This is a genomic window from Streptomyces luteogriseus, from assembly GCF_014205055.1.
GTDB classification, from domain to species: Bacteria; Actinomycetota; Actinomycetes; order Streptomycetales; family Streptomycetaceae; genus Streptomyces; species Streptomyces luteogriseus.
Genome location: NZ_JACHMS010000001.1, coordinates 1837329 through 1854567 on the forward strand (window position 1 = coordinate 1837329; position 17239 = coordinate 1854567).

At 72.2% G+C, this 17239-nt stretch carries 15 protein-coding genes; 7 read left to right on the forward strand and 8 right to left on the reverse strand.

The genetic code is table 11. The annotated features are described in order from the left end of the window. The first annotated feature begins 40 nt into the window (after positions 1-40). The gene (locus tag BJ965_RS08280) at positions 41-1021 is read left to right on the forward strand and encodes a DUF4349 domain-containing protein (protein WP_184908082.1); all 981 of its coding nucleotides are present in this window, start codon (positions 41-43) and stop codon (positions 1019-1021) included. A 27-nt stretch (positions 1022-1048) separates the two neighbouring features. After that, on the forward strand, positions 1049-2437 hold the full coding sequence (locus tag BJ965_RS08285) for an FAD-dependent oxidoreductase (protein WP_184908083.1): 1389 nt from the start codon (positions 1049-1051) through the stop codon (positions 2435-2437). Positions 2438-2574: 137 nt separating this feature from the next. On the opposite strand, the gene BJ965_RS08290 is transcribed toward BJ965_RS08285, so the two are convergent. Continuing rightward, on the reverse strand, positions 2575-2907 hold the full coding sequence (locus tag BJ965_RS08290; protein ID WP_031109274.1) for a hypothetical protein: 333 nt from the start codon (positions 2905-2907) through the stop codon (positions 2575-2577). Positions 2908-3021: 114 nt separating this feature from the next. After that, on the reverse strand, positions 3022-4089 hold the full coding sequence (gene hemE / locus BJ965_RS08295) for a uroporphyrinogen decarboxylase (protein WP_184908084.1): 1068 nt from the start codon (positions 4087-4089) through the stop codon (positions 3022-3024). Positions 4090-4191: 102 nt separating this feature from the next. Here hemE and BJ965_RS08300 point away from each other — a divergent pair, with 102 nt between their 5' ends. The 3 genes from BJ965_RS08300 to BJ965_RS08310 all read left to right on the forward strand — a co-directional run bounded on the left by BJ965_RS08300 (position 4192) and on the right by BJ965_RS08310 (position 7349). Continuing rightward, positions 4192-4866 (forward strand): DUF3000 domain-containing protein, encoded by a 675-nt coding sequence (locus BJ965_RS08300; protein ID WP_184908085.1) that lies wholly within the window; start codon positions 4192-4194, stop codon positions 4864-4866. A gap of 344 nt (positions 4867-5210) precedes the next feature. Next, complete coding sequence (locus BJ965_RS08305) at positions 5211-5873, forward strand: response regulator transcription factor (protein ID WP_003993737.1); 663 nt, start codon at positions 5211-5213, stop codon at positions 5871-5873. Positions 5874-6059: 186 nt separating this feature from the next. Further along, positions 6060-7349 (forward strand): ribonuclease D, encoded by a 1290-nt coding sequence (locus BJ965_RS08310; RefSeq protein ID WP_184908086.1) that lies wholly within the window; start codon positions 6060-6062, stop codon positions 7347-7349. 30 nt (positions 7350-7379) lie between these two features. On the opposite strand, the gene BJ965_RS08315 is transcribed toward BJ965_RS08310, so the two are convergent. Genes BJ965_RS08315 through BJ965_RS08325 form a run of 3 tightly spaced genes read right to left on the reverse strand, consistent with a single transcriptional unit; the run spans position 7380 to position 10467 of the window. After that, the gene (locus BJ965_RS08315; protein WP_184908087.1) at positions 7380-8210 is read right to left on the reverse strand and encodes a carbohydrate ABC transporter permease; all 831 of its coding nucleotides are present in this window, start codon (positions 8208-8210) and stop codon (positions 7380-7382) included. Next, on the reverse strand, positions 8207-9154 hold the full coding sequence (locus BJ965_RS08320; RefSeq protein ID WP_184908088.1) for a carbohydrate ABC transporter permease: 948 nt from the start codon (positions 9152-9154) through the stop codon (positions 8207-8209). Before BJ965_RS08320 ends, BJ965_RS08315 begins: the two co-directional genes overlap by 4 nt. Continuing rightward, positions 9154-10467 carry an ABC transporter substrate-binding protein gene (locus tag BJ965_RS08325; RefSeq protein WP_184908089.1) on the reverse strand — a complete coding sequence of 438 codons (1314 nt, stop codon included), beginning with the start codon at positions 10465-10467 and terminating at the stop codon, positions 9154-9156. The genes BJ965_RS08320 and BJ965_RS08325 overlap by 1 nt, the downstream gene beginning before the upstream one ends. A 163-nt stretch (positions 10468-10630) precedes the next feature. Here BJ965_RS08325 and BJ965_RS08330 point away from each other — a divergent pair, with 163 nt between their 5' ends. Continuing rightward, positions 10631-13102: a glycoside hydrolase family 2 protein gene (locus BJ965_RS08330; protein WP_184908090.1), complete on the forward strand. Its 2472-nt coding sequence runs from the start codon at positions 10631-10633 to the stop codon at positions 13100-13102. Continuing rightward, complete coding sequence (locus tag BJ965_RS08335) at positions 13099-14136, forward strand: LacI family DNA-binding transcriptional regulator (RefSeq protein WP_184908091.1); 1038 nt, start codon at positions 13099-13101, stop codon at positions 14134-14136. Before BJ965_RS08330 ends, BJ965_RS08335 begins: the two co-directional genes overlap by 4 nt. 58 nt (positions 14137-14194) lie before the next feature. Here BJ965_RS08335 and BJ965_RS08340 read toward each other — a convergent pair whose 3' ends face one another. The 3 genes from BJ965_RS08340 to BJ965_RS39865 all read right to left on the reverse strand — a co-directional run bounded on the left by BJ965_RS08340 (position 14195) and on the right by BJ965_RS39865 (position 17233). Next, a complete protein-coding gene (locus tag BJ965_RS08340; RefSeq protein ID WP_313666754.1) occupies positions 14195-14731 on the reverse strand; it encodes an SLATT domain-containing protein in 537 nt (178 codons plus the stop codon). 67 nt (positions 14732-14798) lie between these two features. Then, on the reverse strand, positions 14799-16184 hold the full coding sequence (locus tag BJ965_RS08345) for a hypothetical protein (RefSeq protein ID WP_184908093.1): 1386 nt from the start codon (positions 16182-16184) through the stop codon (positions 14799-14801). After that, a complete protein-coding gene (locus tag BJ965_RS39865; protein ID WP_184908094.1) occupies positions 16181-17233 on the reverse strand; it encodes a hypothetical protein in 1053 nt (350 codons plus the stop codon). The genes BJ965_RS08345 and BJ965_RS39865 overlap by 4 nt, the downstream gene beginning before the upstream one ends. Positions 17234-17239 lie beyond the last annotated feature (6 nt).

Here is a 17239-nt window from a genome sequence, read left to right on the forward strand (position 1 = left end):
GAAGAAGCGTCAGCAGAATCGACCCCCGGGGGATGCCCGCATGCGCACACGACGATCCGTACGACGCCCCGCACCGGCCCTGGCCGCCCTCCTGCTGGCCGCCGCTCTCGCCCTCACGGGGTGCAGCGCGGGGGACGACGCGTCGGGCGGCAGCAACTCCGCCGCCGACCGCGGGGCGGACGACAAGGCCGTCTCGGGCGAGGCAGCCCCCGGTGGCACCGGAAGCGGCGCCGGGGCCACGGCGCCGCCGAAGCTCGCCGCGAGCCACATCATCCGCACGGCCTCCCTGACCGTGCAGGTCAAGGACGTCCCCAAGGCCCTGGAGCAGGCCCGTACCGGCACCGAGAACGCGGGCGGCTACATCGGCGACGAGACCACCACCCGGGACGCCGAGGGCCATGAGCGCACCCGCGTCGTGCTGCGCGTGCCCGTCGAGAAGTACGACGAGGTCCTCGCCGAACTGGAGGGCACCGGCAAGCTCCTCGACCGCAGCGCGAAGGCGGAGGACGTCACCGACCAGGTCGTGGACGTGGAGAGCCGCATCACCTCGCAGCGCGCCAGCGTGGCCCGGATCCGCGAGCTGATGGACCGGGCCACGAAACTCAGCGACGTGGTGACCCTGGAGGGCGAGCTGAGCACCCGCCAGGCCGACCTGGAGTCGCTGCTCGCCCGGCAGAAGTCCCTGAAGGACCGCACCAGCCTGGCCACCATCACCCTGTCGCTGTCCGAGACCCCGGTGAAGAAGGCGGCCAAGGACGACGACCCGGGCTTCGTGGACGCGCTCGCGGGCGGCTGGAGCGCTTTCGTGACGATGCTGCGCTGGCTCGCCGTCGCCTTCGGGGCGGTCCTGCCGTTCGCGGCGGTGGCCGCACTGATCGTCGTGCTGTGGCTGCGCGTCGTACGCCCCCGGCTGCCGCGCCGCCCCGCGCCCGCCCCCACGGCGACCGCGCTGGGCCCGCTGCCGACGGCCCGCCCCGCCCCCGAGGCCACGCAGCCGCGAACTCCGGGTGAGCGGGACTGAAATGCCCTGCTCCCGTAGCGTGTTCGCATGAACTTGAGCCGTACACGGGAGCGACTGGTCGTCATCGGCGGCGACGCCGCGGGCATGTCCGCGGCGTCGCAGGCCCGCCGTCTGAAGGGCCCCGGCGAACTGGAGATCGTGGCGTTCGAACGGGGCCACTTCACGTCGTACTCGGCGTGTGGCATCCCCTACTGGGTCGGCGGCGACGTCACCGACCGGGACGAGCTCGTCGCCCGCACGCCCGAGGAGCACCGTGCCCGGGACATCGACCTGCGGCTGCGCACCGAGGTCACGGAAATCGACCCCGCAGGGCAGCGGGTACGCGCGCGTGACGTGGAGTCCGGCGAGGAGTCCTGGACTTCGTACGACAAGCTGGTGATCGCGACCGGCGCCCGGCCGATCCGGCCGGACATGCCCGGGGCCGACGCCGCCGGGGTGCACGGCGTGCAGACGCTGGACGACGGGCAGGCGCTCCTCGACACGCTGGAGGGCACGCGGGGCCGTCGCGCGGTGGTCGTCGGGGCCGGTTACATCGGCGTGGAGATGGCCGAGGCGCTGATCAAGCGCGGCTACGAGGTGACGGTCGTCAACCGGGGCAGCGAGCCCATGTCGACCCTCGACCCCGACATGGGCCGTCTGGTGCACGAGGCCATGGAGGGCCTGGGCATCACGATGGTGAACGACGCCGAGGTCACGAACATCCTGACCGGCGACGACGGAGCGGTGCGGGCGGTGGTCACCGACGACCGCGAGTACCCCGCGGACGTCGTCGTGCTCGGCATCGGCGTCCGCCCCGAGACGGCCCTCGCCCGGGCCGCCGGTCTGCCCCTCGGCCCGCACGGCGGTCTCCTCACCGACCGTTCGATGCGGGTGCGCGGCCACGAGAACCTCTGGGCCGGCGGCGACTGCGTCGAGGTCCTCGACCTGGTCTCCGGCCAGGAACGGCACATCCCGCTCGGCACCCACGCCAACAAGCACGGCCAGGTCATCGGCACCAACATCGGCGGCGGTTACGCCACCTTCCCGGGCGTGGTCGGCACGGCGGTCAGCAAGGTCTGCGACCTGGAGATCGCCCGCACGGGCCTGCGCGAGAAGGACGCCCGCCGGGTGGGCCTGCGCTTCGAGTCGGTCACCATCGAGTCGACCAGCCGCGCCGGCTACTACCCGAACGCCTCCCCCATGACGGTCAAGATGCTCGCCGAGCACCGCACGGGCCGCCTCCTCGGCGTCCAGATCGTCGGCCGGGAGGGCGCGGGCAAACGCGTCGACATCGCGGCGGTCGCCCTCACGGCCGGCATGACGGTGGAACAGATGACGGCCCTGGACCTCGGCTACGCCCCACCCTTCTCCCCGGTCTGGGACCCGGTCCTGGTGGCGGCCCGCAAGGCGGCGGCGAAAGTCCGCAGCACCTCGTGACGGGGTAGGGCCCGTCAGGGGCGCGGGGCTGCATCAATGTGCGGCTCCGCCGCGTGGGCGCGACAAGCCACCACGCACCCGCAGCCGCCGACGCATCCGCACCCGCACCCGCACCCGCACCCCTACGGCGAAACGGCCTATGCCGTCCCGGCCGTACCGTTGATCCGGTCGATCGCCTGCCGCGCCTGCTCCGCCGGCGGCCGCGAGGGCAACGACGACACCGACGCCGGCGCGGCCGTCACCGCCGGCGGCTGCTCCCCCGCGGGCTTCGCGTGCGAGGCCACCCGGGTCGACCGCAACCGGTGGCTCACCGCCTCCTCCAACGTCACGGGCCGCCGCAACTGGGTGGCCAGCCGCCCCGCGTCCTGGCCGAGGCGGGCCACGTCCTCCCAGGGCAGCCGCACCACCAGCGTCAGCTCGGCCTCGCCGTCGGGCAGTGCGTGCATCGCGGGAGTGACTCGGTCGTTCATCGCCTGTTCCTCACGTCGGCCCCGCGACCCGCCTTCCCCGCGCCGCGGGCGGTTGCCGAGACATACGCACGCCCGTACGGCCGCGTTCACCGAACCGGCGGATCGGGTCCAAAGTCAGCGCACGGTCCGGGTGTGCACGTGCTCCACCAGCCGCGTCAGCGCGTCCGGGTCCGTGGACGGCATGACGCCGTGGCCGAGGTTGAAGATGTGGCCCTCGAGGTCCTTCGCCGAGTCCAGGACCTCGAGGGTCTTGGCCTCGACGGCCTCCGTCGGGGCGAACAGCACGGTCGGGTCGAGGTTGCCCTGGAGCGCCTTGCCGGGGCCGACACGGCGGGCGGCCTCGTCCATCGGGACGCGCCAGTCGACGCCGACGACATCGGCGCCGGCCTCGCCCATGAGGCCCAGCAGCTCGCCGGTGCCGACGCCGAAGTGGATGCGCGGCACGCCGTACCCGGCCACGGCCTCGAAGACCTTCGCCGACGCGGGCAGCACCGAGCGCCGGTAGTCGACGGGGGCCAGCGCACCGGCCCAGGAGTCGAACAGCTGGACCGCCGAGGCACCCGCCTCGATCTGCACCTTCAGGAACGCGGCCGTGATGTCCGAAAGGCGGTCCAGCAGGTCGGCCCACAGCTCCGGGTCGCCGTACATCATCGCCTTGGCGTTCTCGTACGTGCGCGACGGGCCGCCCTCGACGAGGTAGCTGGCGAGGGTGAAGGGGGCTCCGGCGAAGCCGATGAGGGGCGTGGCGCCGAGCTCGCGGGTGAGCAGGCCGATGGCCTCGGTGACGTAGGAGACGTCCTCGGGGGTGAGGTCGCGCAGCTGCGCGAGGTCCTCGCGGGTGCGGATCGGGCGCTCGACGACCGGGCCGACGCCGGGCTTGATGTCGAGGTCGATGCCGATGGCCTTGAGCGGGACGACGATGTCGCTGAAGTAGATCGCCGCGTCCACGCCGTGCCGCCGCACCGGCTGGAGGGTGATCTCGGTGACCAGCTCGGGCCGCATGCAGGACTCGAGCATCGGGATGCCCTCGCGCACCTTGCGGTACTCCGGCAGTGAGCGCCCGGCCTGCCGCATGAACCACACCGGCGTGTGCGGCACGGGCTCGCGCCGGCACGCCTTGAGGAAGGCGGAGTCGTACGGGGCGGACGGCTGCTGGGCCCGAGGGGCGTCGTTGGCACTCACGGGGCCAAGTTTCGCACGCCGTCGGACGGCACTATTCAGCCCCTGGAGAGGCGCGGGGTGTCTAGCCCGGCACCCGGGCCCGGGTCCCCGTAATCTTCCCGCATGGCTGCGGCTCAGGGACGACTGTCGGACGGCGCTGGCGGAATGGACGAAGCGAAGGACACCGAGAACGACCGGCGGGAGGCGGACTCCGCCCCGCCTGCCTTCCGGGCCGCTGTCGACGCGCTCAAGGCGGCGCGGCTGCGGCCCCAGATCGAGGTCGAGCCCACACCCCCGCCGAGGCGGCTCGCTCCTCACAGCTACGCGCTGGAGGCGGCGGTCGTCGACGGCGACCAGGACCTGGCCGACGGCCGGCTGGTGCTGCTGCACGATCCGGCCGGGCACGACGCCTGGCGGGGCACCTTCCGGCTGGTGACGCTGGTGCGCGCGGAGCTGGAGCCGGAGATGGCGGCGGACCCGCTGCTGCCGGAGGTGTGCTGGTCCTGGCTGACCGGTGCGCTCCAGACACGCGGGCTGACGTACGGGGAGCCGAGCGGCACCGTCACGCGCGCGAGCTCCCACTACTTCGGCGGGCTGTCCGCGCGCCCGTCCGCCTCGCAGATCGAGATCCGTGCGTCGTGGACACCGCGCGAGGGCCTGGGCGGAGCCCCGGACACGGCCGCGCATCTGGCGGCCTGGTGCGATCTGCTGGCCCAGATCGCGGGGCTGCCCCCGGCCGGCCCCGGGGACGCGTCCGTGGTGACGCTCCCCCAGCGGCGAGGGCCGCAGTCCCGCTGACCGACCTCTGACCGGCTCCTGAACGACCCCCGACCGCCCCGCACTGATCGACCTTGTGCGGGGCGGTCAACCATGTCCGGCCGACGATCACACCTGCGTACCCCTCTTGGCCGAATCACTTTGTCGATACGGCCACTTTCGACCGCGTATCGACGCAGACCGAAACCGTCCGGCCTTCGAATGATCGACCGCGTGTCCGAATTGCACGGATTGTTATCACTGAATCGTGATCATTCTCTAAAGGCGGGCGGACTCGGTGCCGAAGACGACTGTGACCTTGAAAGCACGGTTCGTCCCGGCTTCACCCCCGCGAGCCGGCCCCGTCCCGCACCCCAGGAGGCCTGGTGTCCGTTCTCCTCGAGCAGCCCGCAAGCCTGGTCGCCTACCGCCCGAACAAGCCGACCGCCATGGTGGTCGTGGCCGACCCGCGCGTCCGCTCCACCGTCACCCGCCACCTGTGGGCGCTCGGTGTGCGCGACGTCATCGAGGCCTCGTCCATCGCGGAGGCTCGTCCCCGCATCGGCAACCCCCGCGACATCTGTGTCGCCGACGTCCACCTGCCGGATGGCTCCGGCCTCACCCTGCTGTCGGAGACCCGCGCCGCGGGCTGGCCCAACGGGCTCGCCCTCTCCGCCGCCGACGACATCGGCGCCGTGCGCAACGCACTCGCCGGCGGGGTGAAGGGTTACGTCGTCACCGGCACCCGTACCAATGTCGGGCTCCCCACCCGGCCGGGCGCCGCCCCCATCGGCGCCGCCGCCGCCCGTCTGCACCGCCGCCCCCCGGGTGCCCCGAGCCACCCGGGCGGCTACCGCGAACTGTCCGGCCGTGAGGTCGAGGTGCTGCGCCTGGTCGCGGAAGGCCAGTCGAACAAGGCGATCGGCGTCTCGATGGGACTGTCCGCCCTGACCGTCAAGAGCCACCTCGCCCGCATCGCCCGCAAGCTCGGCACGGGTGACCGCGCCGGCATGGTCGCGGTGGCACTGCGGACCGGGATCATCCACTGACCCGATCCACTGTGACCCATCGTGATCATTCATTCACGTGAACGGGACCGGCCGTCGGTCCCGTTCACGTCCCGCACGGTTCGTGAACCCGCCGCTTCCCCGACATGACTGGTTTGCGACCCTCGGGCGCCCGCCGACGGAACGTTCCGTCGGCGGGCGCTGTCCATACATGGATACCCTTGACAGGTGACCGACGCCCACGACACCGCAGCAGACAGCTCACTGCGCACCACCGGAGGCGCCCCTCCGGACGACGGCGGATCTTCTGCTACGGAGGCGCCGATCCCTCTGCTCGAGCCGCGTGAGGGCATTCCGCCCGTCATCGCGGACGAGACCGCACTGGCCCGGGTGATCGCCGCCTTCGAGGCGGGGTCCGGGCCCGTGGCCGTGGACGCCGAGCGCGCGTCCGGCTATCGCTACGGGCAGCGCGCCTATCTCGTGCAGCTGCGCCGCGAGGGCGCCGGAACGGCCCTGATCGACCCCGTGGCCTGCCCCGACCTGTCCGCCCTCGGTGATGCCCTGTCCGGCGTCGAGTGGGTGCTGCACGCCGCCACCCAGGACCTGCCCTGCCTTCGCGAGATAGGCATGGTGCCGACGCGGCTGTTCGACACGGAGCTGGCCGGGCGGCTCGCCGGGTTCCCCCGGGTCGGTCTCGGCGCGATGGTCGAGGGCGTGCTGGGCTTCGTCCTGGAGAAGGGGCACTCCGCCGTCGACTGGTCGACCCGGCCCCTGCCCGAGCCCTGGCTGCGCTACGCGGCGCTGGACGTCGAGCTGCTCGTCGACCTGCGCGACGCGCTGGAGAAGGAGCTGGACCGGCAGGGCAAGCTGGGCTGGGCCCGCCAGGAGTTCGACGCGATCGCCTCGGCTCCGCCGCCCGAGCCCCGCAAGGACCCGTGGCGGCGTACGTCCGGCATGCACAAGGTGCGCCGGCGGCGGCAGCTGGCCGTCGTACGGGAGCTGTGGCAGACCCGGGACCGGATCGCGCAGCGCCGGGACGTGTCGCCGGGCAAGGTGCTCGGGGACGCGGCCATCGTGGAGGCAGCGCTGGCGCTTCCGGCCAATGTCCACGCGCTCGCCGCGCTGAACGGTTTCGGCCACCGTGTGGGCAAGCGGCAGCTGGAGCAGTGGCAGGCCGCGGTGGACCGGGCGAAGGGGCTGAGCGAGGCGCAGCTGCCGCAGCCCGGCCAGTCGGTGGCCGGGCCACCGCCGCCGCGCGCCTGGGCCGACAAGGACCCCGTGGCCGCGGCGCGGTTGTCCGCGGCCCGGGCCGGGGTGTCGGCCCTGGCCGAGCGGCTGAACATGCCGCAGGAGAATCTGATCACGCCGGACACCGTGCGGCGGGTGTGCTGGGAGCCGCCGGCGGTGGTGGACGCGGAGTCGGTGGCCGCCGCCCTGGCCGGGCACGGTGCGCGGCCGTGGCAGGTGGAGCAGGTGACGCCGGTGCTGGTGGAGGCGTTGTCCGCGAAGGACGCCTGAAGCCGGTGAACGACGCCCGAGAGGGGGCCGCTACTTCGTGGCCCCCCGGGTGAAGCCGTTGTAGATGAACCGCTGGAGGAACAGGAAGACGGCCAGCGTGGGGACGATCACCAGGATCGCCCCTGCCGAGATCGTCTCCCAGTGAGCGCCGAACGGTCCCTTGAAGCGGAACAGCGACGTCGAGATCACGCCAAGATCTTCGGAGGGCATGTAGAGGAAGGGGATGTAGAAGTCGTTGTAGACGGTGATCCCCTTCACGATCACGACCGTCGCGATCGCCGGTTTCAGCAGCGGGAAGATGACCTTGCGGTAGACCGTGAAGGCGTTGGCGCCGTCGATGCGGGCCGACTCGTCCAGGGAGACCGGGATCGAGCGGACGAACTGCAGGAAGATGTAGATCGAGACGATGTCCGTGCCCATGTAGAGGGCGATGGGCGCCCAGAGGCTGTCGAACAGGCCGAAGCTGTTGACGATCTGGAAGGTGGCCACCTGGGTGGTCACGCCGGGGACGAGCGCGGCGACCAGGAACAGCGCCAGCACCCACGCGCGGAAGCGGAACCGGAACCGGTCGATGGCGTAGGCCGTCATCGAGCCGATGAGGACCGTACCGCCGATGGCGACGGCCAGGATGACCGCGGTGTTGGCGAACGCCGAGAGCATCCGGCCGTCCTGGAACGCGGTCACGTAGTTGTCGAAGTGGAACGGGTCGTCGGGCAGCGCGAGCGCTCCGCTGCCGGCCGCCATCTCCTTCTCCGTCTTCAGCGAGGTCAGGAACACGGCGGCCAGCGGGAGCAGGACCACCGCGGTCGCGGCGATCAGCGACAGGTACACGAGGACGCGGGTCACCGCGCGGCGCGTCATACGAGGTCCACCTTGTCGTCGGGGGCGAGGCGCCGCTGCACCCAGGTCACCGCCAGGACGATCAGCAGCAGCACGATCGCGGCCGCCGAGGCGAGTCCCGTCTTGTTGAACTGGAACGCCAGCTTCACGGTCTGGATCACGAACGTCTCGGTGCCGGTCGCGCCGCCGGTCATGATGTACGGGATCTCGAAGACCGACAGGGAGCCGGAGATCGAGAGGATCACGGTGAGGGACAGGACCGGCTTGATGCCCGGCGCGATGATGTGGCGGAACTGGTGCCAGCGGTTCGCGCCGTCCAGTTCCGCCGCTTCGTACAGCTCACCGGGGATCGACTGGATCGCGCCGAGGAAGAGCACGAAGTTCAGGCCCAGGTAGCGCCAGACGGAGACGGCGGCGAGGGAGGTGTTCGCCGACTCCGGGGTGCCCAGCCAGGCGCGGTCCGTCCGCACGCCCAGCAGGCCCAGCACGGAGTCGAGGGTGCCGCCGTCCTGGAAGAAGTAGAGGAAGACGAACCCGATCGCCACGCCGTTGATCAGGTACGGGAAGAACAGCACGCCCTTGAAGAAGTTCCGGAAGCGGACGTCGAAGCTGAGGATCGTGGCGAAGTAGAGCGCGGCCACGATCTGGATCACCGACGCCGCCAGGTAGTAGCCGCTGACCCAGAAGACCTCGAACATCTCCGGGCGCGTGAAGAGTTCGGCGTAGTTCCCGGTGCCCGTCCAGCGCAGCTCGGGGCTCACCCCGTCCCAGTCGGTGAAGCTGTACGCGACCATGTTGGCGATCGGCGCGTAGGTGAAGACGATCAGGAGGGCGAGCGGGGCGAGCAGGAAGAGCCAGGGGGTGGCCCCGCGCCACAGGCGTGCCGGGCGCGGGGCGGGTGCCGGGGCCTGGGAGGCCGTCCCGGTGGCTGCCTTGACGGCCGCCGTCTCGGTCGTGCCCGTCATCAGGACCCCAGCGACTTCTGGGTCTCGGTCCACTTCTCACCGAGGCCGTCCAGGAAGTCGTCCGGGTCGCCCTTCCTGGCGCCGCGGGCCATGTCGACGAGTTCCTTGCGGTAGTCCGGCTTGTTGATGCCGACCTCGGACTGGTTCTCGAGGGTCTTCAGCTCGGCGCCCTTGGCGTCGTCGAGGTCGAGGAGTTTGACGCCCGCCTCCTCGTACGGCTTCAGGACGTCGGGCAGCGGGGCGTCCTTGAGCGGGGACAGCGCCAGGTTGTCCCGCGCGTAGCCGGACTCGTCGGTGAACCAGTCGATCCAGGCGCGGGCGGCGTCCTTGTGCGAGGAGTGGATGTTGACGGCCTGGTTGTAGTCGGGTGACGTCACCGCGCAGAAGGTGCCGTCCTTCTGGGCGGGGAAGGGCATGAACCCGATGTCGTCCGGGTCCGTGCCGGCCTGCTTCGCCGCGCCCCGCATCTGGATGACCGCCCAGGAGCCGAGCCACATGGTGGCGATCTCGCCCTTGGCCAGCTTGGGCTTGGACGCCTCCCAGTTGGTCGTGGTCGGGTCCTTCTCGGCGAGCCCCTGGCGCACGATGTCGTACAGCAGGCCGTCCGCCACCCGCAGTTCGCCGCCCTCGGCCCAGGGGTTGCCCTCGGCCCACCGGGTGGTGGCCTGCTCGTCGCAGCTGACCGAGCCCCTGACCCCCGTCCACTGGCTGAGCGGCCAGCCGTCCTTGAAGTTGGTGTAGTAGGGGACCGCGTCGGTCTTCGACTTGACGGCCTTGAGGCCGGCGAGGAACTCGGCCGGTGTCGTGGGCCACTCGGTGATCCCGGCCTGACTCCACACCTTCTTGTTGTAGATGAACCCCGGGACCGCGCCGAGCGGGCTCTGGCCGTAGACCTTGCCGCCGACGGCCGTGTAGTCAGTGAAGCGGTACTTCTCGCTCCGCTCCTCCTTGCTCCCCAGGGCGGCGAAGAACTTGGGGTAGTCCTTCTTCTCGATCACCGCGGGGATCATGAGGACGTCGCCGTAGTTCTCCGTGTTCATACGGATCTTGACTTCGCCCTCGTAGTCGGTGATGCCGTCGAACTCGACCTTCACCTTCGGATACGTCTTGTTGAACTCGGCGGCGTACTTCTTCATCGTCCCGTCCTGCACGAGGTCGGTCCGGTGGGTGAGGACGGTGATGGTCCCGTCGACCTTGGAGGGATCGTCGGGCGCCTTTGCGTCGGCGCCCTCGGCGGAGCCTCCGGAGCCGGTGCAGCCGGAGGCCAGCAGGGCCGCGCCCACGGCGAGGGCGAGGAGGGTACGGCGGTTCATGTGCATCAGCTCCGTTCGCGGAGGGGAACTCGGGACGGACGAGCACGTGCGGTATGGCTGGTTCGGAACTCTGGCAGCGTGCACTCAACCGGTAAAGTCCCAATCCCGCCAACGATGCGAAACCGTCACACCACTCTTTACTGGACCGGTTAAGGGAGTGCGCATGCTGGAGGCCACACCGCTCGGCGACGGATGGACCCTGCGGCACGACTCGGAGCCGATCCCGGCCACCGTGCCGGGGTGCGTGCACACCGACCTGATGGCAGCCGGGGTGATCCCGGACCCGTTCCTCGGCCTGGGCGAGACCGAGGTGGCGTGGGTGGCGCGCCGGGACTGGACGTACGAGCGGGAGATCGGCGGCTCGCCGGGGCAGGAGCAGACCGACCTGGTCTTCGACGGGCTCGACACCGTCGCCGAGATCTCCCTGGACGGGCGGCTGCTGGGGACGGTGCGCAACATGCACCGCTCCTACCGGTTCGACGTGACGGGCCTGTCCGGGCGGTTGTCCGTGCGGTTCGTCTCCGCCTACGCCGAGGCCGAGGCCGTGCGGGGCCGGGTGGGCGAGCGGCCCGCCGCCTATGCCGAGCCCTACCAGTACCTGCGCAAGATGGCCTGCTCCTTCGGCTGGGACTGGGGGCCGACCCTGGTGACGGCCGGGATCTGGCGGCCGGTGCGCCTGGAACGCTGGTCGACGGCCCGGATCGCCCGGGTGCGCCCCCTGGTCACCGTCGAGGAGGGCACCGGCGTCGTCGAACTGGCCGTCGACGTCGAGCGGACCCGGGTCGAGGCACCGCTCGCCGTGGAGGCGACCGTCGCGGGGGTGCGGACGCGGGCGGAGATCGAGGGGGCGGGCGGGGTCGTACGGCTGCGGGTGCCGGACGCGCGGCTGTGGTGGCCACGCGGCTACGGCGAACATCCGCTGTACGACGTCGAGTTGAAGCTGCTGCACGGCGAGGACGCGCTGGACGTGTGGCGGCGGCGGGTCGGCTTCCGGACCGTGGAACTCGACCGGCGGCCCGACGCGCACGGCACCGGCTTCACCCTCGTCGTCAACGGCGAGCGGCTCTTCGCGCGGGGCGTCAACTGGATCCCCGACGACGTCTTCCCCTCCCGGATCACCCGCGAGCGCTACCGGGAACGACTGGAGCAGGCGGCCGGCGCGGGCGTGGATCTCGTCCGGATCTGGGGCGGCGGGATCTACGAGAGCGAGGACTTCTACGACGCCTGTGACGAACTCGGCCTGCTGGTCTGGCAGGACTTCCCGTTCGCCTGCGCGGCCTACCCGGAGGAACAGCCGCTGCGCGGCGAGGTGGAGGCCGAGGCGCGGGAGAACGTCGTACGGCTGATGCCGCACCCCTCGCTCGTGCTGTGGAACGGCAACAACGAGAACCTGTGGGGCTTCCGGGACTGGGAGTGGGAGCCGCGGCTGGCCGGGGACTCCTGGGGGGAGGGCTACTACCTGGGCGTACTGCCGCGCCTGGTGGCCGAGTTGGACCCGACCCGGCCGTACACGGCGGGCAGTCCCTGGTCCGGGTCGTGGGAGCACCACCCGAACGACCCGGCGCACGGCACCCACCACTCGTGGGAGGTGTGGAACCGGGAGGACTACGCGGACTACCGGCTGAGCGTGCCGCGGTTCGTGGCCGAGTTCGGCTGGCAGGCGCCGCCCGCTTACACCACGCTGCGCCGGGCGCTGCCCGGGGAGGAGCTCGCGCCGGACTCCCCCGGCATGCTGCACCACCAGAAGGCGGACGACGGCAACGGCAAGCTGGAGCGGGGACTCGAGCGGCACTTCGCCGTGCCGGACGGGGACTTCGACCGATGGCACTACCTGATGCAGCTCAACCAGGCGCGGGCGGTCGCGGCCGGGATCGAGCACTGGCGCTCCCACTGGCCGGTCTGCGCGGGCACGATCGTCTGGCAGCTCAACGACTGCTGGCCGGTGACGTCCTGGGCGGCGATCGACGGGGACGGCCGGGAGAAGCCGCTGTACCACGAGCTGCGGCGGCTGTACGCGGACCGGCTGCTGACGTTCCAGGAGCGGGACGGCCGGCTGGTGCTGGCCGCCGTCAACCAGGGGCGGGAGGAGTGGCGGGGGACGCTGACCCTGCGGCGGATGTCCGTCGAGGGCGAGATGCTGGGGCGGACGGAGGTGGAGCTGACGGCCGGGGCGCGGACCGTGGCCCGGGTGGACGTGCCGCGCGAGCTGACGCCCCTCGGGCCGAAGGAGTTCCTGGTCGCGGACGCCGGCGCGGTCGCGGATTCCGGGGCGGACGCGGATTCCGGGACGGACGCGGACTCCGCCGTGGTCGCGGACTCCGGAACGGGCGCGGACTCCGGGGCGGACGCGGAGGGGCTGCGGGCGCTGCACTTCCCCGTGCCCGACCGTGAAGTCCCCTACCCCGCCCCGCGTTTCGAGGTCGCTCTCGCCCCGGGCGGCATCACGGTGACCGCCCGCACCCTCGTCCGGGACCTGCTGCTCCAAGCCGACCGGCTCGACCCCGGGGCGCGGGCCGACCGGGGGCGGGTCACACTGCTGCCGGGCGAACAGGTGACCATCGGGGTGCGCGGCTGGAAGACTCCGGACGCGGAGACTGCTCGTTCGGCCCTGTACTGCGTGGAGACCGCCCGATGACGGCAACGCCGGCCCCTCGCGTCACCATCAAGGACGTCGCCGCGCGCGCCGGCGTGTCCAAGGGTGCCGTGTCCCTCGCCTTCAACCACAAGCCCGGGCTGTCTGAGGCCACCCGGGACCGGATCTTCCTCGCGGCGCGGGAGCTGGGCTGGTCGCCGAGCCTCACGGCGCGGACGCTGGCCGGATCGCGGGTGGACGTGGTGGGTCTCGCCGTGTGCCGGCCGGCGCGGGTGCTCGGGCTCGAGCCCTGGTACATGGAGTTCGTCTCGGGCGTGGAGAGCGTGCTGGCCGAGCACTCCAGCTCGCTGCTGCTGCGGCTCGTACGGAACATGGACGAGGAGGTGGGCGTCCAGGAGACATGGTGGCGGGGGCGGCAGATCGGCGGGTCGATCCTCGTCGACTTCCGCGCGGACGATCCGCGGGCGGCCATGACGCAGCGGCTCGGGATGCCGGTGGTCGCCGTCGGGCATCCCTCGCTGACCGGGGGGCTCACCTCGGTGTGGACGGACGACGCCACGGCCGTGACGGAGGCGGTGCGGTACCTGGCCGCGCTCGGACACCGGCGGATCGCCCGGGTCGGCGGGGCGGCGGACCTCGGGCACACGGCGATCCGGACGGCGGCGTTCGACGAGGCGGCGGGGGCGCTGGCGCTGGCCGGGGCGTGGCAGGTGGCGACGGACTTCTCGGGGGACGCGGGGGCGCGGGCGACCCGGTCACTGCTCACCGCTGCCCCTGCCGACCGGCCCACCGCCATCGTGTACGACAACGACATCATGGCGGTGGCGGGGCTGTCGGTGGCGGCGGAGATGGGCCTTCGGGTGCCGGAGGACGTCTCACTGCTGGCCTGGGACGACTCACAGCTGTGCCGGCTGACGCATCCGACACTGTCGGCGATGAGCCATGATGTGCACGGGTTCGGGGCGGAAGTGGCCCGGACGTTGTTCTCGGTGATCACGGGGGGTGAGGCCGGATCGCATCCGGTGCCCACTCCCGTGCTGACGCCCCGGGGTTCCACGGCACCTCCGAAATCCTGAGCCCCGGGCGGAGAGCGCCGGCCATGCGCGCGGGTGTGCGCGTTCCGGCGCTGCCCTCTCAGGAATCGCCGTCGACCGCGTACCTCTGCGTCCCGGCCCTGAGGTTGGCCTGGGCCTTGCGGTAGGCACGGCGGCCCGGCACCTCGGCCGTCGCGTTCTGTTCGTCGCGCCGTACGGTCAAGGCCGCCAGAGCTTGCCGGGCCTCGTCCAGGGTCCACTGGTCCATGTCGATCTCGCGGTGCTGGCGGGCGGCGGTCTGGATCTCCAGGAAGGCATTCGCCGCTGCCGAGGCCTGGGCGGTCCGCTGGGGTGCGTTGACCGTGGTGAGGACCGCGCCGAGACCGGAGGAGATCAGGGCGAGGATGCCGGCCGCGGTCCGTCCGGTGGACTCCACCAGGGCCGTGGTTCCGGCGATGGCGGCGAGCAGGGTGGCCGGGACGCCGAGCAGGAGGTGCACGGCGCGCCAGCGTTTGGTCTCCTCGAACTGGCATTGCGCGCTGTACATGGCGCTCTCTTCGAGCCGCCTGAACTCGGCCCCGATGGCTCGGCGCCGCCGGGCGTCGCTGTCGAGGCGTGCCCGATCCTCGGTGTCCACGGGCCCACCGTACCGGTGCCGCGCTGGAGGCGTGGCCGAATGCCCGTCGCTGCTGGGCGAGTTGGCGTCATCCATGGCGCGACACGTAGGCGGCGAGTGCGGTATGGGCCGGGTGCCACGGTGCCAGGTCGTCGATCATGCGGTGCCACTCGGACAGCGTGATGTGCTCGTTGGCGTGCAGTGACGCCTCCAGTTCGCCCGGGGGGACACGGTCGAGGAAGCGCAGCGGCAGGGGCGGTGCGTCGAGGTCGACCTCGAAGGTGTGGTCCGGGGCGGGCACCGCGATGAAGCCGCCCAGCGCCCCCGCCCCCGTGTGGAGCAGCATCCAGTACCGGATGCCGCGCCCGGCGGAGGGAGTGCCCGTGTCTTCCATGACCGGGCGCAGGGTCACCGGCTGGCAGAGCGGGCCGTCGGTCCGGCGCCGGGTGGGAGGGTCCGGGTGGTCCTCGATCTCCATCTCGATCTCCAGAAGGCGGTTGCCGGTCACGGTGAGGACGGCGGCGACCGGCCACTGCTCGAGGAACTCACCGCGGCCGGACGGCTCGTCGCGTCCGGATCGCGGTTCGCCGGACGAGGCCCGAAGGACGAAGTCGGAGTCGAGGAGCCGCCGCATCGGTGTCACGGGGTGCATCCCGGTCAGCCGGGCGGCGGCCAGGCGCGCGGCGTGGTGCAGGGCCCGGTCGGCCTCGCCGAGCACACCGGCGAGACCGGCGAGGGCGTTGCGGGTGGCATCGGGCAGGCGGCGGGGCTCCGCGCTCAGGAGGCCGCTCAGCAGGTTGGCGGCTTCCCTGCCGAACCACGGGCCCGCCCGCTCGGTGCGAAGTCCGGCTTCGAGGACCTGGAGGGGGCCGGCGAGGGACGACGCGGCGGGGGTGAACCAGTGGCGCAGCTCTCCGTCCGGTGGCGGGACGGGCGACGCCGGCGGGCCATCGGTCTGGGCGTGCAGCAGGGCCGTGGCCGAGCGCGCCGCTGCGTCGACGCGCTCCCAGGGCAGGCTGTGGAAGAGCGCCGCCGGTGCGTCGGTCTCGCGGGCGAGCCGGTGCAGGAGGAAGTAGCGCAGGGCGAGGCCTTCGGCGCGGAGCCGGTCGACGGTCCTCGGGTCGGCGGGGGGCTCGGCCCAGTGGTTCTCGAGACGGTCGATCAGCTCGGCACCGGTCTCCGAAACGGCGATGGGCGCTCCGCAGTCGTCCAGTTCGACGACTGCGCCGCCGTCGGACGCCCGCAGCGCCAGGGCGCGGCAGCGCTCGCCGGCCCGCTCGACGATCAGGCTGGTCCGAGTCCACGGCTCCGTGCGGAAGCGGGGCATCGTGCGGGCGTCGGTGCGCTCGTCCCCGTCGTTGACCGGCCCGATGACGGGGAGCCGCCCGGGCGCCGCCGGGCGCACGCGGGCGATCCAGTCGCTGAGGGGCCGGTGCGGGGGCGGGGCGGTCCTCTCCGGGTGCTCGGTCGTCATGAGCCGTCCTCATCGCATCGAGTGAGGATCTCGGCCGCGACGGTACCGAAATCGCGGACCGTCTCCCGCACGACGGGCGCCCGTGGGTCGGGGACGCACTGGGCCCGCAGGCCGCGCAGCCGGTCCCAGGTCTGCTCGCCCCGCCGGTCGAGCCGGGCGGGGAGGTCGGGCGGGAGTGCCCTGGCCCAGGCGCGCAACGGCCCGTCGTCCAGGTCCCGGCCCTGCCAGCGCAACAGGAACTTCAGGCCTCGCAGGAGCACTTCGGCGCACACGAGCGGATCCGCCGAGGTGGTGACGGGAACCATGCGGCGTCTCCCGCCGGCGTCGGAGAGGTCGTCGAGCGCCTGGCCGGACGGGTCGACGATCAGGTGGTGTGCGGGGTCGTAGAGCAGCGTGTTGACGGTGAGGTCGCGCTGCCGGCTGTCCTGAAGCAGGTCGGTGCCGGTGGCGGGGACCGACGCGCCGTCGAGGCCGAGACCGAGGCCCCGGTAGTCGAGACTGGGACCGCCGGTTCGGGCGACGGGGTCGAGGACCGTGCAGACGAGGGTGTCGGGGCAGAAGCGCTGGGGGTGTTCCGCGCTGGTGCCGTCGAGGTCGAGCACCTGGCGGGTGGTCTCGGTGTAGGCCCCGGCGGGGGCGGTGCCGGTGAGGTCCAGGTCCTGGATCTCGTCGGGTGCGGCTCCGGACAGCAGGTCACGGGGGGCGCCTCCGCTGAGCCAGGTGCGGTGTCCCGCCGCGGCCAGGCGCTCGATCAGGGTGGCTGTGAAGGGAGGTGTGCGGGGGCCGTGCAGCAGGGCCCGGAAGCGGTCGGTCAGGCCGGGGTCCAGGTCGTCCGGCCGGTGGGTACGGGCGGAGCGGATCTGCTGGTCCGGACGATGGCCGGTGCGGACCAGGCTCGGCTGGTCGGCCGGGTCGGTACTCCGCCGTGGCGGGGGGTCGGCGTACTCGTCGCCGACGAGGAGCAGTTGGTCGTCGGCCGGCGTGGGCGCGGACGACGCGGTGCAGGTGAAGCCGAGCACGCGCCGGCCCTCGACGGTGTCGCCGCTCATGATGGG